Raw genomic sequence first — 22,387 nt, 5'->3', positions numbered from 1 at the left:
AACCCTGCCAGCTAACTTTAAATGGGTGTATTATTATACACCACGGCACAAGTGTCTAGTTATCATCAGGATGCAGTTGTTGCAGTCGTAGCCGATTAATATCCTGACACCATTTACGCACAGTAGCAGGTTCTGCGTTAACAGGCACTAACAATTCAAAGCCACAAGCCGCCGTAATACGCTGCATGCGTTGGGCAAAAATCGCTTTAACACCATCATAATGCTGCTTGCTAGTAGTAAAATGATCTTTCTCACGCAGTAACTCAGTCGCACACTGGCCAATACTACAACTTTGCTTGATGGCTTCTAAAAAAATAGGCCGTTGCTCAGTCATAATTTTCACGGCTAAACGTAACGGCAGTTTTGCTAACACCGCATCGTAATCTGTTACTTTAAAACCAATAAATGCCAAATCTTCGCCGCCAATACTTGGCACAGCACTGTAACTAAAGGCTTGCCATGGCAATAGCCAGCTGCCGGCACGATGATGATAATGCACGCCCAGTTCATCACAATCGATACTGTATTTGGGCTCGGCTAATTTTGCCCAAGCAATAAAAATCCCCATAAAACTGGCTATATACGCCACCGCTAGCAACCAATTAAATTGTTCCGCCAATAATAAGGTATAGATAAAAAGCACAAACAATGTGCCAATACTTAGCAGCAACAGTTTGGCTCCGCCACTGCTGGCTGAACCAGCAAGCGATAATTTGCTCATTATGCTCTCCCCTTTCCCGTATTCTTTGCTTTATAGTCTGCCAGTGTTTGTTTGGTTTAAGCCAGCTAAAACTATATTTCAGCCACAATAACGGTTGAGATTTTCCGAAACATCGTTCTGATACGACCAAGTGTAGTCAGATTGCGATAATAGGGAATCTGACCGGTCGATAATTCCATACAATAGCCAAGATGATTTTTCTTAACGTTCCGGAGTTCCCTTGGCGCAATTACATTCACGATTAATATGGTTCATTTTGTTAGCATTACTGTGTTTTGTTGGCTTTTTGTTCTGGCAATCCGGACAAGTTCAAGACAGCGGACGTGGACCTAGCGGCGCGGTTTCGGTTAAAACGGCCCAGGTTGAAAGACATGAAATGAGTCGCGAAGTCGGCGCCATAGGCACCGGTATTGCCAACAACTCCATTCAACTCATTGCGCCAAGTAGCGAATTCTTAATAGAACTCAACGTCAGTGAAGGCAAAAAAGTTAATAAAGGCGAAATCATTGCCAAACTCAGTGACATTCAGCAAAAAGCCCGTGTGGCGGAGTTAAAAGCCGTGTTAGTAGAACAATCTCGGCAGTTGGATCGTTTGAAGAACTTAGCCAAAACCCAAGCCACCGCCCAATCGATGCTGGATGAACAACAAAGCCGCGTAAACAGCACGCAAGCGCAACTGGACATCGCCAGCAAGCAGCTGAACGATATGACCATCCGTGCGCCTTTCAGCGGTTTTTTAGGTTTACGCCAAGTGAGCCAAGGGGCTTACATCAATGCTGGCACTGTGATTACTAGCCTTGATGATATGCAAACGCTACGCGTGCAATTTAGTGTGGCAGAACGCTTTCTTTCAGAAGTGGCCTTAGGTATGCCCTTAACTGTGACTAACGTAGCTTATCAGGATGAAACCTTCAGCGGCAAAGTCTCGGCCATTGATACGCGTTTAGATCCGGTCACGCGCTCGGTCACCGTGCATGGTGAAATTGACAACGCAAGCTTAAAACTGCGCCCAGGGATGTTATTGTCTGTACGTTTGCAACTTGAAAACCGTGAAGTACTGCGTATTTCTGAAAAAGCCTTAGTACCGCAGCAAAACCGGCAATATGTCTATGTGGTCGATGCGGATAACAAAGTGATGCAAAAAGAAATCGAAATTGGCCAGCGCATTCCAGGTTGGGTAGAGATCTTGTCTGGGTTACGAGAAGGCGATGAAGTGATTGTTGAAGGCGTACAAAAGGTTCGCAACGGCATTACCATCAATAAAGTTGGAGGTTAAGGATGTGGTTATCAGATACCTCCGTTAAGCGACCGGTTTTTGCCACCGTAATTAACATCTTGTTAGTGATTTTCGGTATCGTTTGCTTCAGCATGCTGCCGCTGCGCGAATACCCTGATATCGACTCACCGGTAGTCAGCATCAATACCAATTACCCGGGTGCTTCTGCTGAAATTGTTGAAAGTAAGATCACGCAGTTGCTTGAAGATCGCATCAGCGGTGTTGAGGGCATCAAAAATATAAACTCCAGTAGCCGCAATGGCCGCTCAAGTATCACCATTGAATTTAACGTTGAACGTGATATTGATGCCGCCGCTAATGATGTGCGTGAGCGCGTGTCTCGGGCACTAAACAACCTTCCAGATCAAGCTGATCCACCAGAAGTATTCAAAGCAAACTCAGACGAAGATACCATTGCCTGGTTTGTCTTAAACAGCGAAAACATGACCACGCTGGAATTAACTGATTATGCTAACCGTTATATTGCTGAGCGTTTTTCAGTGGTAGATGGCGTGGCCCGTTTGCAATTCGGTGGCTCACGCGATTACGCCATGCGTATCTGGTTAGACCGCGATGCAATGGCGGCGCGTGGTGTCACAGTGCAAGATGTTGAATCTATTTTACGTGCTGAAAACGTCGAATTACCCGCCGGTAATATCAAATCTTTTGACCGTGATTTTACTGTGCGCGTGGTACGCTCTTTCCGCTCGCAACAAGATTTTGAACGCTTAGTAGTCAAACGCGGTGCCAATAATTACTTAGTGCGTTTATCAGAAATTGCCGATGTTAGCTTGGCCGCTGAAGATGAAGAAGGTGAATTTCGCAGCGACGGTAAAAACATTCTCGGTATCGGCATTATTAAACAATCTAAAGCTAATACCCTGGAAGTGGTTCGCAATGCCCGCGCGGAAATGGAAAAGATTAAAGTCAATCTCCCGGCAGGCATGACCATTGAGCCAGGCTATGATTCTTCAGTGTTTATCTCGGAGTCTATTAAAGAGGTATACAACACCTTAGGTATTGCCATGGGTATGGTTATATTAGTGATATTCCTGTTCTTGGGTAATATCCGTGCCACCTTTATCCCAGCGATTACCGTCCCGGTTGCCCTAGTTTCGGCCGTTACCGTGCTCTATGCATTAGATTTTTCAATTAACTTGCTGACCTTGCTAGCCATGGTACTGTCTATTGGCTTAGTCGTTGATGACTCTATCGTCGTTTTAGAAAATATTTATCGGCGGATTGAGCAAGGTGAAGCGCCGTTACTGGCAGCCTATCGAGGTGCGCGCGAAGTTGGCTTTGCTGTGGTGGCAACCACGCTAGTATTGATCTCGGTGTTTGTACCACTTGTCTTTATGCAAGGTGAGCTAGGTAAACTCTTTACCGAGTTTGCGTTGGCGGTGGCCGCGGCAGTGGCCTTTTCCAGTGTGGTCGCACTCACCTTATCACCGATGCTTTGCAGCAAAATATTGTCGCATCGCAAACGTGAAAGTAGATTTGGCACTTGGTTACACAAGGCATTTGCCAAGCTAGAAAGCGCCTACCAACGTCAACTTGCCGTAGTGTGCACAAAGCGTTGGCCGGTTTTGGTGGTGGTCACGTTATGTTTTGTTGCCAGTGTGCAATTAGTCAGAATGCTGCCAAGCGAGCTCGCGCCGCAAGAAGATCGCGGTACTTTCTTCGTGATGATGAGCCCCGCCGAAGGGGCAAGTTATCAAAGCAACAGCCGCAATATGCGCTTAATTGAAGACATTTTAACGCCTTACTATGAGGATGGGCAGCTGACTCGGATGCTATTGCGCGTCCCTGGTTGGGGTAACAGCGGTGGTATCGCCATTGTTGGTACTGAAAACTGGTATAACGGCAAACGCAAGACACAAGATTTACTAACGGAAATAGGCAGCAAAGTAAACGAACTGCCTGACGTGCGAGCCTTTACGTTTATGCGTAGTGGCTTAGGCGGCGGTGGCGGCGGTAATCGTCCAATACAGTTCGTTATTCAAGGCAATACCTATGAAGAGCTAGCGCAATGGCGTGACATTATTCTGGCTAAAGCCGCTGAAAACCCGAACTTACTCATGCTGGATCACGATTATAAAGAAACCGTACCGCAGATCTTAGTTGATATCGACATCGATCGCGCCGGTGATTTAGGCGTGTCGGTAGGTGCCATTGGCCGCTCACTGGAAGCGATGCTCGGTGGCCGCCGCGTCACCACCTTCTTAGACCGTGGTCGTGAATACGATGTGATTATCGAAGGTTTAGATGATGACTTCCGCGCGCCAACTAAAATCAGTAACGTTTATATTCGCTCGGATCGTAGCAACGAGTTAATTCCTTTAGATAACTTAGTGACGCTGCGTGAAGAAGCCACAGCTTCCAGCCTAAACCGTTACAACCGGATGCGGTCGATTACCATCACCGGTAGTATGGCGGATGGTTATAGCTTGGGCGAAGCACTGGAGTATCTGCAAAATATCGTCAAAACGGATATCAATGACACTGTGGGCGTTGACTATAAAGGCGAGTCGTTACTCTTTCAAGAAAGTGGCCGCTCTACGGCGCTGGTTTTCGTGCTAGCACTGGTTATCACTTATTTGGTATTAGCCGCACAATTTGAAAGCTTTATACACCCACTGGTGATCATGGTTACCGTGCCTCTTGGCTTAGTCGGAGCCTTGTCAGGCCTTTACTTTGCAGGCATGACGCTGAACATCTATAGCCAAATTGGTTTAGTGATGCTGATCGGTTTAGTGGCGAAGAACGGTATTTTGATTGTGGAATTTGCTAACCAACTACGCGATGCCGGAGTAGCATTTGAAGATTCGGTAAAACGTGCCGCAGCGCAACGTTTGCGCCCAATCGTGATGACTGCCTTTACTACGGTAATGAGTAGCTTACCGCTGGTATTGGCAACCGGCCCTGGCTCTGAAAGCCGCATGGTTATCGGTATGGTGATATTAGCCGGCGTTGCCTTAGCAACCTTGTTAACCATCTATGTGGTACCGGTGGTCTATATTGCTATTGCACGCAATACAGGTTCACCACGCTCGATTAGTCGTAAGCTAGAAGAACTCGAATTAGCTGCACCTGATGAGCATGCCGCTGACGAGGTAGTGCCAAAATAAGGCCTAACTGCAGCTGATTGATCACAAACGGGAGCTTAAGGCTCCCGTTTTTATTGGCTGAATGGCTTACTTAACATGTCGCGTTCATCCGTTAACTTAGTCGCGCCATGCATTAAACAGCAGGGTTAAAACAGTATTGTCAGCCGGTTATTCCTGTGTCCGTTGTGCGATAGAAAGAGCTGAAACATGAAGGGATAATTGCATTGAGATATCATTAAGCCGCGTAATACCACGCGGCCTTCGCTAGCAACGCCTTAGCGTAGCGCAACCCTATCCGAACGTATAAAGTTTGCTAACACGGGTTGATGCTGCTGCGCCCATTGCCGTAATTCACGATCATCGCCGCTAGTAATTTGCGCGATAAACGCGCTTGATAGCGCTTGTGTAGCCGCTTTAATCACTTGCTGCTGAGGCACAGAGTCACCACTACGACGCCAATTGGTAAAAATATTATGACTGCCGGCACTGAACACCGCCAATACTTTGTATTGACTGCCAATAGCGTAATACAGCTCAAGCCGATCTTGTGGTGCAGAGTAAAAACCCGGCACAGTGATTTCATCTTCGGTAGTGGTGATGTGCAGCGTTGGGATCCTAACATCAGATAGTACCTGAGACAGCGGCTGGTTATTGTAAAAAGGCGGGGCTGAAATCAAAATGGCCGCCGTGATCCGTTCATCCTTTAGGCTGACCAAACGGCCATTTTGCTTCACCTGTGCTCCACTTAATAGCATAGCGGTGTTAGCACCATAAGAATGTCCAGCCATCACAATATGCTGCGGATCAAACTGCCCGGCATACTCTGAGGCTAAAATGTGATCTAAAGCGAATTTCACATCCTCTACCCGAGCCAGTGCTTCCGTATCATCGGCCGCATCCATTAATCGAAAGGGTAATAATAAACGGCTACCTCGCCACACTTTGCGGTCGCTGCCAACATGCTGTAAATGCAAACTCGCAAAACCTTGGCTTGCCCAATATTGCCCCAGATAAGCATAACGCTCTTTGGAGCCGCCCAAACCATGTGAGAAAACGATTAAGGCTTTTGCTTGTTGTGCTGCTGTAGGTTTAAACAATAATGCCGGCACACTGCGATCACGAGCCGGGTCCAGCCATTCAAAGCTGATTTGTTCAACATCACGCGACAAATTTTCAGCAACACTCAGTGCTTGTTGTACTGAGGGTAAACTCAACTGTTGCTGCCAAGCCACATTGTTGATCGGCTGTTTTTGTGAACAGGCCGTTAGCGTTAAGAGTAAGAGTCCAAGGCAACTGCCCAGTGTTAAGGCTTGATGCTTGCTGAAAAAAAGCATAGGGATCCTCTTGCTTGAAATGATGATAAGTTCAGCTAAAGACTGTCATAGTTCAGACCAGCGACATGACACATAAAAAACCTAAGCTCTAATAAGGTAGCGCTTGCCCATCCCAATTGAGTAATTGGCCTGATTGCTCTGGGCTTAAGCCCGCGATAACCGGCAATAAACGCTCCGCGGTGGCATGCGCGCTTTGTAACTGTCCTTCAGGTAAATTTCGCTGAAATGGCGCAGATAGCGCCGTATCCGTGGTGCCGGGATGTAAACTCACTAAACTGGCCGTTTTGTTATAACGCGCCAATTCAATACTGGTTGTTTTCACCAACATATTCAGCGCCGCCTTGCTCATCCGATAGCTGTACCAGCCCCCTAACTGATTATCCGTAATACTGCCCACTTTGGCACTGAGCACGGCTAACTTGATATTCGGCAGTTTTTGGATAAAAGGAAACAAAGCCTGTAAATACAGTGCCGGACTCATAATATTAACCTGAAAACTTTGCTGCATTGCTAGAGCGCTCAGTTGCCGGATGGTTTTCTCTGGCTGCATACTATCGCCGTGCAACCAGCCTTGACATAACACGATAGCCGTAACAGGTTGACTAAAAATAGTTGTCAATACCGATGCCGTCTCAGGCGCATCGGCCTGCGGCAGTGTATACCACGCCAGATTTGCTACTTTTTCAGTTAGCGGTTGTCGGCTGATTGCCGACACTTGCTTGCCTTGTGCCAGTAACTGGTCAACAAAGGCACGGCCAATACCGCCGCTTGCACCAATAATGAGCCAATGTTCAACCATGCTGGATCCTCTGAGCTAATTCATAACCACTTAGCCAGGCATTTTCAACCCGACCACCACGTGTCCAATCGCCCGCTAACCATAAACCCGGCGCTATTGCATCTTGGAAATTACTATCTGGCATCTGCTGTTGCTGGGCATACAGCCAACGATGACATAACGCACTATTGACTGAAATACTGTCATTAGCCAAGCCTAAAATTTTGCATAAGGCATGCTGAGCTTGTTGCTGCCAAAAAACAGCATCTTGCTCTAAATGCTGTTGGCTAAACTCAGGCGTAAAATGCACCAGCCAATTTTCAGCCACAGAGCGCCCGGGCTTACTGTTTTGCCGACTGATCCAACTGACACCCAATGCCTGCTCCTTAACAAAAATACCACCGGCGGCATGTTGCGTAGCCTTACTTAGTTGTAAACTCACGGCCCAGCAAGGTTGTAATAAATGGGTGGGTAACGTCACCGTTAATGGCGGAGGTAATAATGTGGCAGCTTGTGCCGGCGGGATCGCCAGTATTACCTGAGCAAAGGGCCCAAACTGCTCCGCGTGCTCGTTTTGAATAAACCAGCCCTCTGCCGTATGTGTTATGGTGCTGACACGGCAGTTAAAGTGGCATTCTAGGGTGTCGGCCATCGCGCGCAGTGGGCTGTGCATCGCCGGCGTACCAATGAAGCGTTGCTCAGCATCGGGGGAAGCTGCTAATTGCCCAGCACGATATTGATACATGGGTGCTAACCAACGATTGACCACACCTTGCTTTAACCACTGTGCAACTTGCTGCTGAAATAAGGGTTGCCGCGCCGTAAAATATTGGGCGCCGAGATCTAAATAGCCTTCGGCACTGCGCTTACTGCTCATGCGGCCACCGGCGCCGCGCGCTTTATCGAATACCGCAACCTGTTGTCCCGCTTGTTGCAGCGCAAAGGCACAACTTAACCCGGCCATTCCGGCACCAATTACTGCCAACGTCATTATTACTCCGGCGTGTTATAATCTATTAAGCTTTACATTACGTATGAGTCGACAGTCACGATCAGCCGTTGATGCAAGGAGAAGAGATGAGTACACAGATTGCCACGTTCGGCGCAGGCTGCTTTTGGTGTTTAGAAGCAGCGTTAAATGAAGTCTCCGGTGTACACGCGGCCATTAGTGGTTACATGGGAGGTCATACTCTCAATCCTGATTATCAAAGCATCTGCACCGGTGAAACCGGCCACGCGGAAGTGGTACAAGTAAGTTATGACGATAGCCAGATCAGTTTTAAACAGCTATGCCAACTGTTTTTTAGTTTACATAACCCTACCCAACTTAACCGCCAAGGCAATGATGTCGGCACTCAGTACCGCAGCGTTATTTTTAGCCATAACGCGGAGCAAGCAGCCGAAGCCGCGGCGATAATAAGCGAGCTTGAACAACAACAGCTATTTGAACAACCCATTGTGACTGAAATCAGCCCGGCCAGTGTGTTTTATCCAGCAGAAAGTTATCATCAAGGTTATTATTTGCAAAACCCACAGCAAGGCTACTGTCATTGGGTCATTTCACCGAAAATGTCGAAATTTCGCAGCCAATTTCAGCACCTATTAAAATAAATCCAGCGCTGACTGCAGCCTAGTGATAACAACTTAGGTAGCAAATGCAGCGCTGGTTTTTTTCTTTAGCGTTTAATCACCAGGCGTTTAAGGCAATTTATATTGCAGGCTTAAACCAAAGTTTACGCCGGCAGTTTCATAACCCGAACTGGTTTGATAATGTTTATCAAACAGGTTATCCACCTTAGCACTTAACGATAAAGCTGGGGATAATGCAAAGCTACCGCCCACGCCAAACACAGTAAAGCCACCTAGATATGGGCTACTGGCATACTCACCTTGATAGGTATCGCTTTGGTAATCCGCCGTCACAAATCCCGATAACTGCTGCCATTGTTGCGTCAAGCGCCAATTCACATTGTGCTCAGGTCGGCGGGCTAACCGTTGCCCAGTCAAGGTGTTTTCAGTGTCCAACCAGCTATAACTGATTGTTTGCTCTAAAGAATCCCAACGCAGATCAACACTGAGTTCCACGCCAGAAATTTTGGCACGTTCAATGTTTTGTGGTGTGTAGGTCGCAAAATCAAACTGGATAAGATTGTCAACATCTTGCTTAAACCAAGCTAACTGCAACGTGGCGGCCGCTAACTGATAACTCAGCGCAATTTCATCAGAAATGCTACTTTCTGGCTGTAAATCAGGGTTAGCACTGCCGGGATAGTATAAGTCGTTAAAAGTTGGTGCTTTAAAAGCCGAACCCCGACTGACTCTAAGCTGCAAAGCATCCGTCATATCGTACCCAGCGGCTAACTGCCACGTCGTGTTACCACCGTATTGCTCGGTCAGATCGCGGCGTACCGCACCGTCTAAGCGCAGCGCTGATGCAGCATATTGTAATCCAGCAAAGGCGGCACGATTAATTCGATTATCTTTAACATAGGCTACGCCTGAGCGCGCTACGCTCTCTTGATACCAGTTCACGCCCGCTAAACCCGATAGGCTATCTGTCAATGCAGTGGCTGCTTGATAGTTAAATTCATCGCGTTCAGTAACATATGGGCTTTGCGAAACAGGCCCATAAGTCGTGTCATCATCCAGCGTTCGACTGAATTGTGCTTGATGTTGCCATGATCCTTGCTGATGTTCCCAGCCCAACAAATAACTGCGGTTTAACGTTTCAGCTTGATCTTCACTGCCCCAGGCCGTATCAAACTGATAAAAACCGGAATTAACATCTACCTGACCACGCCAAAGACCCAATCGGGTTTGATAAGCTGCCACCAGTTTAGCAAAACGTTGTTGGTAACCATCTCGATCGTTATCTAAATCGGTACGCACATTAAAACCATCGGCCCGGCTATACCCTGCACTAGCACTCAAAGTCAGATCGCCATGATGTTGACTCGCATTAATACCAGCACCAGCCTGCCCATAACTGCCAACATCCGCAGTTAATTCCACGCCACTGGCTTGACGAGTGGTAATAGCAATTACCCCAGCTAAGGCGTCAGCACCATACCATGCCGCTCGAGGGCCACGGATCACTTCTATTCGTTCAATTAACGCTAAGGGCAACATCGATAAGGTTTTATAACCCAAGGTGGCAGAGCCACTGCGCACGCCGTCAATCAATACGAGCGTATGGCCATTATTCCCGCCACGCAAATACAAACCGCTATTTTGGCCACGGCCACCGTCACGAGAAATAGTAATACCGGGTAATTGCGCTAATAAAGCAGGTAAATCACTGGCTTGACGAGCCTCAATATCTGCACGATCTAGCACAGAAACACTGGCTAACACTTCGGAAGTGGCTACAGGGGTGCGATTAGCGTAAACACTGATATGTTCGACCGCGTCAGTCGCGGATACAGCAGTAGGCACGGCTGACAACAGCAGCGCCCAAGAAGGTTTAAACATAGATACTCCAGCAATGTGCCCACCGCACATTTCTTTGGTTTGAAGGACTTTTAGGCCGGTCTCCGGGCTAACAACCTGCTGACGCGAGTATTTCGCCTTCCCATCTTGCGACAGTGGCGGATGAAATACTTTAAGTTGCTTACCGTTGCGGGGGCAGCTCTGGTTTTACACCAGATTCCCGTTTAACTTGGTCGATGACATTAAAAAGCCGCGACCAAGCACCTAAAAAAGCGGCGGCTCTATCAAGAGCCGCCGCAAGTTTACGCTGAATCAGCGCCAAGTCAATAGACTTCTAGAAGTCTTAACTGCAAATCAATCGCGAAAGTTGGTAAATTGAAAAGCTTGCTCTAATTCAGCTGCACGCACCGCCGCAATCGCTTCTTGTAAATCATCGCGCTTTTTACCAGTAACGCGCACTTGATCGCCTTGAATAGCGGCTTGCACTTTTAACTTATTGTCTTTAATTAATTTAACCAACTTTTTCGCCATATCCGTTTCGATACCTTGGCGCAGCGATAAGGCTAAACTGTAAGTTTTACCCGAGTGCACTACATCGCCTTCTTTAAAAGAGCGCACATCTAGATTGCGTTTCACCGCTTTGGCAAAAAAGATTTCGAGCATTTGCTGTAACTGAAACTCTGCCTCAGCCACCATGTTAATTTGTTTATCTTTGAGGGTAAATTCAGCATTTACGCCGCGAAAATCAAAACGCGTTTGTAATTCACGGTTAGCATTATCGACCGCATTTAGTACTTCTTGCTGGTCGACTTCAGAAACTATATCAAAAGCGGGCATCTTGCTCTCCTATCTCGGTCTATGCTGGTGATTATAACCAGAAAACTGCTACAATCCGAGCCCCATTTATCGGAGGTGAGAACGTGCCACAATCGTTTTATCGCTTTTTGTTTTTATTATGTTTGCTGTTAGCCACTTTTGGCTTTATGGCCGAGATTAACGGCCACAAGCTTGCTGGCGAATTGTCTTTTTTTAAAATTGAAAATCTCGATAAAGTGGCCCATTTTGGTATTTTCTTTGTACTCAGTGGCTTAATTTGGAAAGGCTTTCGGGCAGTGTTTTGGAAGATCCTACTTTTAATGGCAATCTATGGCGCCTTAATTGAAGTGATACAAGAAAACTATACGCGACGCACGGGCGATTTTTGGGATTGGGTAGCTGATATGGCTGGGGTTTTAACCTTTTTTGTTGTGCGTAAACTGTGGCATTTATGGCGACCACGCAGCAAGCGTTAAACTGGACCGTCGTTGGCCAAGGCGCTATTGGCCTGCTTGCTGCCTGTCGTTGGCAACAGGCTGATACGCCAGTACGTTTGTGGTTGCGTCAACCTAAATCATTGAGCGTGCGCTTTTTGGCGCTAGATGACACCGAGCAACAATGCCATTTTCAAGCGGCAGTCTCCCCCATCCATGCCTTGTTTTTACCGGTAAAAGCCTATGCCGTTACCGAAGCCTTAGCCCAACTACAACCGCATCTCACTGACAACGCCCAAATTGTCGTTTCCCATAATGGTATGCCAGACCTTGCAGCATTACGGCAATTTGCACGAGCTAAACAAGGGATCTGGTTTTTAACGACTAGCCATGGAGCCTTACGACAAGCGGAGCAGATCCGCCATACCGGCCAAGGTAAAAGTATGCTAAGCCCACTGAATGAAGCCGCGAGCGCACAATGCAAAGCCGTTTTCACGGCTTTACATCAGGCCTTGGGCCCGTTAACCGTCACCGAGAATATCATAGCGGCTTTATGGCAAAAGCTGGCGATTAATGCGGCTATTAACCCGCTCACCGCAGTTTTAAATTGTAAAAATGGTGCTTTAGCGGCGGCAGAGCATCAACCTCAATTGCAGCAAATTGTCAGCGAAGTCTGTCAGCTGGCCTCGCTTGAACAAGTTGATTTGCCGTTTGCGGCAACCCTTGCCCAAGTGCAACAAGTGATCACCGCGACGGCCAATAACTATTCATCAATGCAGCAAGATCATTACCATGGCCGCCCCACCGAGCTTAGCGTGATCACCGGCTTTATTGTCGCCACGGCGGCAAAACATCAGCTAGCGGTTCCGGCCAATCAAGCGCTATGGCAAGCGCTGCAAGTTACTTAAGGCCGATACACTGCAACATTGTTAAATCCCATCTCTTGCAGCAATAAAACCTGCAAACGACTCATCACGCCACGTTCACAGTAACAATAATATTGCTGTTGCTGATCTAACTGTGCAAACGCCGTGGCTAAACGGTAAAACGGAATGGTCAGTACCTGATGCTGCTGTAATTGCAGTGGCCGCGCGTCGACTTCGTCTTGACTGCGAATATCTAACACGATCGCGTTAGCCGGTAATATCGCTTCGGTAGCGATAACACCCGCTTGTTGTTCTGCTTGATATTCAACGGTCCGAATATCGAGGATTTTAGCTTGCTCAATAGCTTGATTTATCCTGCGCGGATCGAGCAGTGCTTCGGCTGTGATGACTTCGCTGAGGATGGCATTCACTGTCGGATTTTGTGAAATCACGCCACAATATTCCGGCATACTTCCCGCCAACTCGGCCACACCAATTTGTCGTGCTAAATCCACAATATCTTGTTTGTCATGATAAATAAGCGGCCGCAAAACTAAGCTGGGGCTCGCTTGATCGATCACGGCTAAGTTAGCCAGCGTTTGACTCGCGACCTGGCCAATACTTTCACCGGTAACCACCGCCGAGATCCCAAGCTTTTCAGCCATAGCGCTGGCCACCTGCATCATCAGGCGTTTTAAAACGACACCCATTAAACCCGTGGGCACATGCTCCAAAATATCTGCCACAACGGGGGCAAAGTCGACACTGACAAACTTCACCCGATGCGAGGCTGCATAGGTTTTCCATAGATAAAAGGCGATTTCGCGCACACCGTTCTCATGCGCTGCACCGCCTAAATTAAAGAACAGATAATGGGTACGTAAACCCTTGCGGATCATTAGATAACTGGCAACAGCCGAATCAAAACCGCCTGAGATCAACGACAAGGCATCCGATTGCGATGGGATCGGTAAGCCGCCCATGCCTGTGAAGCTTTCGGTGACCAGTAAAAATTGCTGCTGTTTAATCTCTAGTTTAATCTCTAAGTCAGGCTGCTTTAATTGCACTCGCGCGCTACTGACTAATTGGTTTAAGCCGCCACCAATATAACGCTCGGCGTCGAGTGAACTAAATGCATGTTCACCTTGGCGTCTCACCCTGACACAAAAGCTTTTATTCATAATTTGAGACTGATAAACCGCCGCAACTTGCTGAAAAAGATCGGCTAAATCAGTGAACTGGCGCGTTTGCATCTGAGCAAAGGTAACAATACCGGGGATACATTTTAAACGTGTAATTAATTCTTGGCGCCAAGCGGTTGTCTCGTATTGGCTAGTGACCGTTAGATGATCAAAATAACCGGTGACTTTCACTTTATGCGGCAGATGTTTTAGTAAAGTTCTGAGATTCTGCTCCACCAGCAACGTTTGACGCTTGCGCACCGACTTACTTTTGATGGCGATTTCAGGATGCAACTTAATAATAAATTCGAGCATGATGGGCGCATTTAGCTAACAATGTTGCGCATTATAACTAAGCGTAACAAAAACGCCTAATCAAGCGATTAGGCGTTTGCTGACTCAAGGATTAGTTGCCGGTTCAAAACTGATTGGTTCAGACACCTTAGGCTTGCCCTGCATGATCGAGATTTCGACACGCCGGTTACGCCGACGATTTAGCTCACTATTATTTGGCATCAAGGGGCGAGTATCAGCATGCCCTACCACGACAATGCGGTTTCGATCAAAGCCCGGCGCAGCAATTAAAGCGGTGGCCACTGAAACGGCTCGCTTAGCCGATAAATCCCAATTGTTGGCATGTAACTCATCACCCACCTGAAAATCATCAGTATGCCCACTGACGGTAATTTCACCGGGAATATCATTGAGCATCACCCCAATTTGCCGCACTATCGGGATAAAACGCGGCTGTAAAAAAGAAGAGCCCGATGGGAAAGAGCCATTTTCGCGGATACGAATAATGATTTGCTGCCCCAATGATTCTAACTCGACTGCGCCGTCAACGATTTGTTGCTCCAGCTCTTCAGCTAACTTCTTCACCGTTTCATTAACTTGCTCTTGGGCCGCTTCTGCGGCAGCGGCGGCTGTAGCCTCGGCAGCTTCTTGCTCCTCAGCATTTAATGCCGATTGCCCACCGGTTTGATCATCGCGTTGGTCTTGGCGCCCGCCGGCAGAGTCTTCTTCACCCGCTTGAAATTCAATGACTTGCTGGGTCATTTCCATGGTTTGCTGCTGGATCGTTTCAATTGGCGTGGGATCAGGCCGCCCAGGGCGAAACTCCATGGCAATAACACTGGTTCCCTTGGGGATATCATCCACTTCAATTTTATTTTGCACACCAAAAGCAAACTTCATAGAGCCGGCAATTTGTTTAAACTTCAACACGTCCATTTCAGAAAATGCTAATAACAACACGAAGAAGCACATCAAAAGCGCCATTAAATCAGCAAAGGTTCCCATGTAAGCGGGTAACCCAGGCGGTGGGCATTTGCATTCTTCTTCGTCACTCATGCCGCCTCTCCTGCTACTTCGCGTTTATTTTGCGCTAAATAGTTACGTAAAATCCCTTCAATAACCTTTGGATTCTGCCCATCTTGAATGCCTAATACCGCATCTAAGATCAACATATTGTTTAGTTTTTCTTGCTGGTTGCGGATCGCTAATTTGTCGGCCAACGGAATGGCCATAACGTTGGCAACAAAGGCACCATACAACGTTGTTAACAATGCCACCGCCATCGCCGGGCCGATGGCTTTAGGATCATCCATGTTAGATAACATCGCCACCAAACCAATCAAGGTACCGATCATTCCCATAGCCGGTGCTACGTCACCCAAACTACGAAAAATAGCAATAGCTGTTTCATGGCGCTTCTCGGTTAACGAAATATCCTTCTGCATGGTTGCTCGCACGACATCAGCGTCATGGCCATCCACCAACATATTAATGCCTTTTTGCATAAAGCTATTGGGAATTTCAGCCTCTTCTAGGGCTAAAAAACCACCTTGACGTGCGGCACCACCTAATTGCACGGCCTTTTCAATTAATTCTTCTGGTGATTCAATTTTAAACATAAAGGCTTTGGCAGCCGCTTTACCTGCACCTAAAAATTGAGCCAAGGTAAATTTAGCTAGTACAACAAATACCGAGCCACCAAATACAATAAGCACCGAGACCAAATCACCAAACATGCCGACGTCACCGCTACTACTGATAAACATCGCCATTACAATAAAGCCAATTGCGCCAATCAATCCGATTAGGGTCGCTAAATCCACATCCTACTCCTTCCAAAACAGTGCCGGGGCTGGCTTTTGAATCTTAATTTTAGTTATTTTATATCAGCTGCAAACTAGTTATCGACCTTAACTCTGAATCATTAAGCAATAAATCAGCAAAGAATACCAATTTAGTCGTTACTATACGCAATTTCATTGACCATAATAGCCTGCTACGATAAGGTTGCGCACAGTTTTTTTGGGGAATAATATGAGTAAAAAATCTGCAGACCCAGGTCAGTTTGAACAATCCATCCAAGAACTCGAACACATCGTCCAACAGTTGGAACAGGGTGAGCTGTCGTTAGAGCAAGCCTTAGGTCAATTTGAGCGTGGGATCAGTTTGGTCAAACACAGTCAGCAGCAACTGCACGCGGCGGAACAAAAAGTCCAGATTTTGTTACAACAACAACCTGAACCTTTGCAGCCGTTTGAGCCGCAAACAGGAGACTAACCTTGGCCCCAACCAGTCTATCGCTATTTCAGCAGCGGGTGGAACAACAACTGCAACAGGCGCTTGCTACAACAGTTCCGACGAACTTCTTGTTGCATGATGCCATGGCTTACAGTTTGTTGCTGGGTGGCAAACGGGTTCGACCTTTTCTGGTATACAGCCTAGGTCAAATGTTAGGTGCTAAACTGTCTGATCTCGATGCCCCAGCAGTGGCAATTGAAGCGATCCACAGTTATTCATTAATTCATGACGACTTGCCGGCCATGGATAATGACGATTTACGCCGCGGCAAACCCACTTGCCATAAAGCTTATAGTGAAGCCACGGCGATTTTAGCCGGAGATGCACTGCAAGCTTTTGCTTTTGAGCTATTGAGCAGTCATGATTACCAACAGGTTTGCCCACGTCGGCAGGTGTTAATGGTGAAAACGCTAGCACAAGCAGCAGGCGCCACCGGCATGTGTGCCGGCCAAGCGATAGACTTGGCACAAACCAATCAAAAAATCACCTTAGAGAAATTAGAGTTAATGCATCGTTTAAAAACGGGTGCATTAATTGAAAGCACAGTTAAACTAGCCTATTACGCCAGCCCGGTAGAAGATGAACAAATCCTGCTGGATTTGTTAAAGTTTGCTAGTGCGCTAGGTTTGGCCTTTCAAGTGCAGGACGATATTCTGGACATTGAAAGCGACACGGCCACTTTAGGAAAAACACAGGGTTCTGATCTTAAAGCCAACAAAGCTACGTATCCGGCCTTATTGGGGCTGGCGGGCGCCAAAGATAAAGCGGCACAACTTTATCAAGAAGCCCTTGCCGCCCTCGAACGGCTACCCTACGATACGGCTGAGCTTGCACGCTTTGCCCACTATATTATTGCCAGAAAGTTTTAACATAGGCATTTGTTATGCAAATTGATATGACGGAATATCCACTGTTAACTAAGGCTAATTTGCCCGATGAACTTCGGCAATTACCTCAGGAAACCTTACCCCAACTGAGCCATGAACTGCGGCAGTTTTTATTAAAAACCGTTAGCCAAAGTAGTGGTCATTTTGCCTCAGGTTTAGGTGCCGTCGAACTGACTGTTGCCCTGCACTATGTTTACAACACGCCTTTTGATCGGGTGATCTGGGATGTAGGTCATCAGGCATACCCACACAAGATCCTCACGGGTCGTCGTCATCAAATGCATACCATCCGCCAAAAAGAAGGCCTGCATCCTTTTCCGTATCGGGAAGAAAGTGTCTATGACGTGTTATCGGTAGGCCACTCCAGTACTTCCATCAGCGCAGCCTTAGGCATGGCAGTGGCAGCACAACAAGCTAAGAATCAACGTAAAGTTGTTGCGGTTATCGGCGATGGCGCCATTACTGCAGGTATGGCATTTGAAGCCTTAAATCACGCAGGTGAAATTAAACCGGACATGCTAGTGATCTTAAATGACAATGAAATGTCTATTTCAGAGAACGTTGGCGCGTTAAACCAATACTTTGCCCGCATTTTATCGGGCAGTTTTTATACTAGCTTGCGAGAAGGCGGCAAAAAAATCCTCAGCAACATGCCACCATTACATCAGTTAGCCAGCCGCGCTGAAGAACACTTTAAAGGCATGGTAACACCCGGTACCTTCTTTGAAGAGCTTGGCTTTAATTATATCGGCCCAATTGATGGTCATGATGTATTGGGGTTGGTCGATACCATTCGCAATATGCGCCAGCTTAAAGGCCCTCAGCTACTGCATATCGTCACGAAAAAAGGTAAGGGCTATGCCCCTGCCGAAGCTGATCCGATTGGTTATCATGCAGTCGCAAAATTTGATCCCGCGGCTAAAACGCAACCGGCTAAAAAAGCCAGTGCTCCAACCTTTTCCAATATATTTGGCCAGTGGATCTGCGATATGGCAGAGCAAGATGAGCGGCTCCAAGGTATAACCCCTGCCATGCGAGAAGGTTCTGACTTAGTGGCGTTTTCAAAACGCTTTCCTAAGCGCTATTTTGATGTCGCCATCGCCGAGCAACACGCAGTGACGCTGGCCGCAGGCATGGCTATTGAGGGCTTAAAACCAGTAGTGGCTATTTACTCGAGCTTTTTACAACGCGGTTACGATCAACTGATCCACGATGTGGCGCTGCAACAATTAGATGTGTTGTTCGCCATTGACCGCGCGGGCATTGTAGGAGCTGACGGCCCAACTCACCAAGGTGCTTTTGATATCAGCTTTTTACGCTGCATTCCCAATATCACCATTATGGTGCCATCCAATGAAAATGAATGCCGGCAAATGCTTTATACCGGCTATCAACATAACGGGGTGGCCGCCGTTCGCTATCCACGAGGTAGCGGTAACAATCAAGCGGCCGCAACAACGATGGAGTTATTACCACTGGGTAAAGCAAAAGTGGTACAGCGTGGTAAAAAATTGGCTATCTTGGCCTTTGGACCACTGCTTGGCGCCTGTGAGCAAGCGGCCACAGCGCTTGGCGCCACCTTAGTTGATATGCGCTTTGTTAAGCCATTAGATACTGCACTGTTACAGCAATTAGCTGTGGATCACAGCTACGTGATGACTGTTGAAGATAACGCCATTATGGGCGGTGCTGGATCTGCGGTAAATGAGTACTTGGTGCAGCTACATTATCAAGGCCAGATCCTCAACTTGGGCTTACCAGATGAGTTTATTAAACACGGTACGCAACAAGAGATTTATCAAGAGTTAGGCTTAGACAGTGCCGGTATTTTGGCACAAGCGCAGCGTTTATTAAAAGAAGAGTAGTAGGCGCTAGACAAACGACACCCAAAACGTGGGTGTCGTCTTTGCAAAAGCCTTGCTAAAGCCGATGATGCTCTAACCAAATCAACCCTTCAGCTAACAAGCGGTGAATCTGCAACGGTAAATCAACACTCTCTTCAAATTCAAACGCATCCAATTGACTGGCAAAAGCCAAACTGCCCACCACCGCGCTTAAACCTTGAGCTTTTAACTGCAGTAATGCCTGCTCGGCTAATTGCATTGAGCTTTCCCAATTCAACAACTGGCCACCGAGTAAAGGTAACGGATACAGTGCATAACCGCCAGACGCGGTTAGATTAACCACTTCACCATCGGGCAAAGTAAAATGACTGGCCGCAATCTGTTCTAGCAACCGGCAACTATATGATGCCACCAACTCTTGCGCGATATCACGAAACACCACAACAAAACGTGCATCGACAAAACGTACCACATAATCTGAGCCGCGTGTTTCTCGACTTAATAACGAGCTTAATTGTTGTAACAAACTATCCGCAGTGCTAACGCCATACTTTAAAAGAATTTGCTGATAATGATCAGGTTCAAGCAGCAACAAAGCAATGGTTTTACCCTGCTCGGTTAACGCTTGACGATTGCGCTGAAAGTGCTCGATATCTTTAGGCAGCTGCTCAAACATAAAGCGTTTATTACGTAAGCCGGTGGTAGTGTCACGATGCGTTAATTGACTGAGTTGCTCGTTCAATTCATTCAGCTTTTGATTGGTATTTTCTAATTCTTGGGTTCGTTGTCGCACCAAACTGGTTAATTGCTCCTGTTTATGTAAGTTATTTTGCCGATAAAGCCAAAATAAGCCATAAAACAAACACAATAACAAACAGAGCCACAGCAAGCGATACACCAAGGTTTCATCAAAGCGGCGTGGGATCACCAATTGAATTTGCGTTTCTTGGGCATCCAGCCAATGTTGATAGTTATACCTTACCTGTAATTTAAAGGTAAAGTTGCCAGGTGGCAGGTTGGTATAGACTGCTTCGCGCCGATCGACCACTTCTTGCCACTGCTGATCAAAGCCCATTAACTGATAACGAAAAATCACACTATCAGGCCGAGTATATTCAAGCGCTGAATAACTGATAGTCAGATTGCGTTCTTGCCGTTCCAAAACTTGCCGCAGTTGTTGACCCGACAGCGGATAACTCTGCTGAGCACTGATTTTCTTCAAAATGGGTCTTAATGTCTTGGGGGTAGTACTATCCAATTCTTCAGGTACCGCAACCAAACCGCGTAATGTTGGATACCATAGCTGTTGCTGCCAGAACGCTACTTTAGACTGGCCTGCACCGTTACAACAACGGCTGGTTAACGAGCCCATCTGCCTATCGTAGGGCGATAGCACTTCTTCTAAACGAAACCCTTCATTGGCGGCTTGAGGCAAACTGTCGACGCGTAAACGAAAGATCCCTTTATGCGTACTCAACCAGAGCCAACCCGACTGCTGGTGAAAATAAAAACTTAAGGCAGGGCCATGTAATAAGCCATTACCACTGTGCAAATGTAACCACGCGTTATTGGGCCTTTGAATATACACACCATCATCTAAAGTACTCACCAGCACAGTGCCATCGGGTAACACTAATGTCGCTAAAATATAAGCGTTATAAAGGGCACTGCCGATGCCTAAACGAGTTAATTGTGCATTTTGCCAACGGTACAAACCACGACTGGTTCCAAACAATACTTGGCCTTTATGCTGACTTAAAGTGGTGATCTGTTTAGATTCTAATTCGGCGTTAAAGGGAAGTAAGGTTAAAACATTATCTTGTGCATGATATAAACCATTAAGACTACCGATCCAAATGCCGCCCTGCTCCGCCGGTTTTACCACCCTAACGGCTTGGCCTTGTAACTGGGGAAATAACACGCTGAGCTGGGCCGTTCTTACATCATATTGGTATAAACCGCGCTCCAGCCCCAGCCATAGCTGCTCAGGGCCAGGCCAATGGAGATCATGTACCGTTTGCCCTTGCAATTGTTCGGCAGAGATCAAGGGCTGAAAACGTTCAGCCATGTCTAAGTAGCCCACTTCGCTTTGACTGGCTAATAACAGCTTACCTTGAGGTGTCAGTGAGACACTGCGAATAATAGGATCGCTTCCCGGAACTAATCGACGAATTTGACTGCGATTGACCATAAAAATGCCATCGCTAAAACTGGTTAGCCAAATATTATGCTCTTTATCTTGAAATACCTGGCTAAACCAAGGTGAACTGCCAAGTTCGGCAACCGTAACCGTTTGCCAAGCTTGTCCGGGAGATTGAAAAAATAGTTTACGATAAGAAGAAAGCCATTGCGCGCCAGTATTATCTTGTAACAAGCGGTATACCGGTGCCATGGTGTCGTCAGGTAGTGACTGCGCGGTAATTTCACCGTCGCTTTGTAACCGAAATAAACCGTTTTCACTGGCGATATGTAAACCGTTATCGGTCCATGCTAAGTCGTACACGGGGTTTTGTGCTAATACAAGCGGCAAGGCGAATTGTTGCCAGCTGCCGTCGGCCGCGCGCTGATGCAAATAATCGCTGGCCATCACCCAGATTTGCTCATTGGTTTGGGCTAATTGGCTGACCACTGCTTTAACTTGCTCGACGCGGCGTACCTTATTTTGCTGCACACTAAATAATTGATCGGCGGCGACCCAAATTTCACCTGGTGTTACTTCAAGCAACGAAGTCACTTCACTGTAAATCGGTAAGCGTTGTAATTCTAGGGTGGCAGGATCCAACACCGACAAACCCGATTTGGTACCGATCCATATTTTACCCTCACTGTCGGTCAGTAAATGCGTAATCGCATTACTGGCTAACTTCGGATGGGTTTCATTACTAAATACTTCAAAATGTTGGCCATCAAAGCGGTTTAAACCATACAGAGTACCTAGCCAGATATAGCCAAGTTTATCTTGCGTGATCGCTCGAACAGAATTGCTTGATAAGCCTTCGGCACTGGTCCAGTGCTTCAGATCATAGTCATACACGGAAGGTGGGGCCGCCAAAGCGCTCTGACACATCAAAACAAAGATGATGAACAGAAAACGAGACATGCAGCCCTCCTTGGTCATTGTG

General features: G+C 47.1%; 18 protein-coding genes and 1 riboswitch. Of the genes, 8 read left to right on the top strand and 10 right to left on the bottom strand.

The features are described 5' to 3' along the window. Positions 1–55 precede the first annotated feature (55 nt). Positions 56–721 carry a DUF2982 domain-containing protein gene (locus ACUJFL_RS06180; RefSeq protein ID WP_306176888.1) on the bottom strand — a complete coding sequence of 222 codons (666 nt, stop codon included), beginning with the start codon at positions 719–721 and terminating at the stop codon, positions 56–58. 220 nt (positions 722–941) lie between these two features. Between ACUJFL_RS06180 and ACUJFL_RS06175 the strand changes: the two genes are divergently transcribed. Together ACUJFL_RS06175 and ACUJFL_RS06170 are read left to right on the top strand one after the other, a co-directional pair. Next, positions 942–1,997 carry an efflux RND transporter periplasmic adaptor subunit gene (locus ACUJFL_RS06175; RefSeq protein ID WP_445426398.1) on the top strand — a complete coding sequence of 352 codons (1,056 nt, stop codon included), beginning with the start codon at positions 942–944 and terminating at the stop codon, positions 1,995–1,997. A gap of 2 nt (positions 1,998–1,999) precedes the next feature. Continuing rightward, positions 2,000–5,125, top strand: a complete 3,126-nt coding sequence (locus ACUJFL_RS06170; RefSeq protein WP_226749847.1) for an efflux RND transporter permease subunit — start codon at positions 2,000–2,002, stop codon at positions 5,123–5,125. A 254-nt stretch (positions 5,126–5,379) separates the two neighbouring features. Here ACUJFL_RS06170 and ACUJFL_RS06165 read toward each other — a convergent pair whose 3' ends face one another. The 3 genes from ACUJFL_RS06165 to ACUJFL_RS06155 all read right to left on the bottom strand — a co-directional run bounded on the left by ACUJFL_RS06165 (position 5,380) and on the right by ACUJFL_RS06155 (position 8,207). Then, a complete protein-coding gene (locus ACUJFL_RS06165) occupies positions 5,380–6,438 on the bottom strand; it encodes an alpha/beta hydrolase family protein (protein WP_445428737.1) in 1,059 nt (352 codons plus the stop codon). Positions 6,439–6,526: 88 nt separating this feature from the next. Next, positions 6,527–7,237 carry an SDR family NAD(P)-dependent oxidoreductase gene (locus ACUJFL_RS06160; RefSeq protein WP_445428736.1) on the bottom strand — a complete coding sequence of 237 codons (711 nt, stop codon included), beginning with the start codon at positions 7,235–7,237 and terminating at the stop codon, positions 6,527–6,529. Beyond that, the gene (locus tag ACUJFL_RS06155; RefSeq protein ID WP_445428735.1) at positions 7,230–8,207 is read right to left on the bottom strand and encodes an NAD(P)/FAD-dependent oxidoreductase; all 978 of its coding nucleotides are present in this window, start codon (positions 8,205–8,207) and stop codon (positions 7,230–7,232) included. The genes ACUJFL_RS06160 and ACUJFL_RS06155 overlap by 8 nt, the downstream gene beginning before the upstream one ends. A gap of 86 nt (positions 8,208–8,293) precedes the next feature. On the opposite strand from ACUJFL_RS06155, the gene msrA reads away from it, so the two are divergent. Next, positions 8,294–8,827, top strand: a complete 534-nt coding sequence (gene msrA, locus ACUJFL_RS06150) for a peptide-methionine (S)-S-oxide reductase MsrA (RefSeq protein WP_226749843.1) — start codon at positions 8,294–8,296, stop codon at positions 8,825–8,827. 87 nt (positions 8,828–8,914) lie between these two features. On the opposite strand, the gene ACUJFL_RS06145 is transcribed toward msrA, so the two are convergent. Both ACUJFL_RS06145 and ACUJFL_RS06140 read right to left on the bottom strand, forming a co-directional pair. Beyond that, a complete protein-coding gene (locus ACUJFL_RS06145; protein ID WP_445428734.1) occupies positions 8,915–10,687 on the bottom strand; it encodes a TonB-dependent receptor domain-containing protein in 1,773 nt (590 codons plus the stop codon). 36 nt (positions 10,688–10,723) lie between these two features. Then, positions 10,724–10,923, bottom strand: a riboswitch (cobalamin riboswitch). A 76-nt stretch (positions 10,924–10,999) separates the two neighbouring features. Further along, entirely contained in the window at positions 11,000–11,482 is a 483-nt protein-coding gene (locus ACUJFL_RS06140; protein ID WP_226749841.1) for a YajQ family cyclic di-GMP-binding protein, read from the bottom strand. An 83-nt stretch (positions 11,483–11,565) separates the two neighbouring features. Here ACUJFL_RS06140 and ACUJFL_RS06135 point away from each other — a divergent pair, with 83 nt between their 5' ends. Both ACUJFL_RS06135 and ACUJFL_RS06130 read left to right on the top strand, forming a co-directional pair. Further along, positions 11,566–11,937, top strand: a complete 372-nt coding sequence (locus tag ACUJFL_RS06135) for a VanZ family protein (RefSeq protein ID WP_226749840.1) — start codon at positions 11,566–11,568, stop codon at positions 11,935–11,937. Continuing rightward, positions 11,913–12,803, top strand: a complete 891-nt coding sequence (locus ACUJFL_RS06130) for a ketopantoate reductase family protein (protein ID WP_445426392.1) — start codon at positions 11,913–11,915, stop codon at positions 12,801–12,803. The genes ACUJFL_RS06135 and ACUJFL_RS06130 overlap by 25 nt, the downstream gene beginning before the upstream one ends. On the opposite strand, the gene thiI is transcribed toward ACUJFL_RS06130, so the two are convergent. From thiI to pomA, 3 genes are all read right to left on the bottom strand, one after another. Continuing rightward, complete coding sequence (thiI, locus tag ACUJFL_RS06125; RefSeq protein WP_445426391.1) at positions 12,800–14,257, bottom strand: tRNA uracil 4-sulfurtransferase ThiI; 1,458 nt, start codon at positions 14,255–14,257, stop codon at positions 12,800–12,802. The genes ACUJFL_RS06130 and thiI overlap by 4 nt on opposite strands. An 84-nt stretch (positions 14,258–14,341) precedes the next feature. After that, positions 14,342–15,292 carry a flagellar motor protein MotB gene (locus ACUJFL_RS06120; protein ID WP_306176896.1) on the bottom strand — a complete coding sequence of 317 codons (951 nt, stop codon included), beginning with the start codon at positions 15,290–15,292 and terminating at the stop codon, positions 14,342–14,344. After that, the gene (gene pomA, locus ACUJFL_RS06115) at positions 15,289–16,059 is read right to left on the bottom strand and encodes a flagellar motor protein PomA (protein ID WP_226749836.1); all 771 of its coding nucleotides are present in this window, start codon (positions 16,057–16,059) and stop codon (positions 15,289–15,291) included. Before pomA ends, ACUJFL_RS06120 begins: the two co-directional genes overlap by 4 nt. A 211-nt stretch (positions 16,060–16,270) precedes the next feature. Here pomA and xseB point away from each other — a divergent pair, with 211 nt between their 5' ends. Genes xseB through dxs form a run of 3 tightly spaced genes read left to right on the top strand, consistent with a single transcriptional unit; the run spans position 16,271 to position 19,286 of the window. Further along, on the top strand, positions 16,271–16,513 hold the full coding sequence (gene xseB / locus ACUJFL_RS06110) for an exodeoxyribonuclease VII small subunit (RefSeq protein ID WP_229584958.1): 243 nt from the start codon (positions 16,271–16,273) through the stop codon (positions 16,511–16,513). Positions 16,514–16,515: 2 nt separating this feature from the next. After that, the gene (gene ispA, locus ACUJFL_RS06105) at positions 16,516–17,403 is read left to right on the top strand and encodes a (2E,6E)-farnesyl diphosphate synthase (protein WP_226749834.1); all 888 of its coding nucleotides are present in this window, start codon (positions 16,516–16,518) and stop codon (positions 17,401–17,403) included. A 14-nt stretch (positions 17,404–17,417) separates the two neighbouring features. Beyond that, positions 17,418–19,286: a 1-deoxy-D-xylulose-5-phosphate synthase gene (gene dxs, locus ACUJFL_RS06100; RefSeq protein ID WP_445428733.1), complete on the top strand. Its 1,869-nt coding sequence runs from the start codon at positions 17,418–17,420 to the stop codon at positions 19,284–19,286. 55 nt (positions 19,287–19,341) lie between these two features. Here the strand turns inward: dxs and ACUJFL_RS06095 are convergent, their stop codons facing one another. Beyond that, positions 19,342–22,365, bottom strand: coding sequence for a two-component regulator propeller domain-containing protein (locus tag ACUJFL_RS06095; RefSeq protein WP_445428732.1), 3,024 nt, complete (start codon positions 22,363–22,365; stop codon positions 19,342–19,344). Between the last annotated feature and the right edge of the window lie 22 nt (positions 22,366–22,387).

The organism is Alishewanella sp. HL-SH05, assembly GCF_052655985.1.
Note: the sequence above shows the minus strand (reverse complement) of the source record. Positions and strands in the feature narration are given on the sequence as shown.

Bases quoted from the DNA above. Each gene is read 5' to 3' on its own strand.
- ACUJFL_RS06180 (WP_306176888.1), bottom strand. From the start codon at position 721: ATGAGCAAATTATCGCTTGCTGGTTCAGCCAGCAGTGGCGGAGCCAAA.
- ACUJFL_RS06165 (WP_445428737.1), bottom strand. From the start codon at position 6,438: ATGCTTTTTTTCAGCAAGCATCAAGCCTTAACACTGGGCAGTTGCCTT.
- ACUJFL_RS06145 (WP_445428734.1), bottom strand. From the start codon at position 10,687: ATGTTTAAACCTTCTTGGGCGCTGCTGTTGTCAGCCGTGCCTACTGCT.
- dxs (WP_445428733.1), top strand. From the start codon at position 17,418: ATGCAAATTGATATGACGGAATATCCACTGTTAACTAAGGCTAATTTG.
- ACUJFL_RS06160 (WP_445428736.1), bottom strand. From the start codon at position 7,237: ATGGTTGAACATTGGCTCATTATTGGTGCAAGCGGCGGTATTGGCCGT.
- thiI (WP_445426391.1), bottom strand. From the start codon at position 14,257: ATGCTCGAATTTATTATTAAGTTGCATCCTGAAATCGCCATCAAAAGT.
- msrA (WP_226749843.1), top strand. From the start codon at position 8,294: ATGAGTACACAGATTGCCACGTTCGGCGCAGGCTGCTTTTGGTGTTTA.
- xseB (WP_229584958.1), top strand. From the start codon at position 16,271: ATGAGTAAAAAATCTGCAGACCCAGGTCAGTTTGAACAATCCATCCAA.
- ACUJFL_RS06155 (WP_445428735.1), bottom strand. From the start codon at position 8,207: ATGACGTTGGCAGTAATTGGTGCCGGAATGGCCGGGTTAAGTTGTGCC.
- ACUJFL_RS06120 (WP_306176896.1), bottom strand. From the start codon at position 15,292: ATGAGTGACGAAGAAGAATGCAAATGCCCACCGCCTGGGTTACCCGCT.
- ACUJFL_RS06095 (WP_445428732.1), bottom strand. From the start codon at position 22,365: ATGTCTCGTTTTCTGTTCATCATCTTTGTTTTGATGTGTCAGAGCGCT.
- ACUJFL_RS06130 (WP_445426392.1), top strand. From the start codon at position 11,913: ATGGCGACCACGCAGCAAGCGTTAAACTGGACCGTCGTTGGCCAAGGC.
- ACUJFL_RS06140 (WP_226749841.1), bottom strand. From the start codon at position 11,482: ATGCCCGCTTTTGATATAGTTTCTGAAGTCGACCAGCAAGAAGTACTA.
- ACUJFL_RS06170 (WP_226749847.1), top strand. From the start codon at position 2,000: ATGTGGTTATCAGATACCTCCGTTAAGCGACCGGTTTTTGCCACCGTA.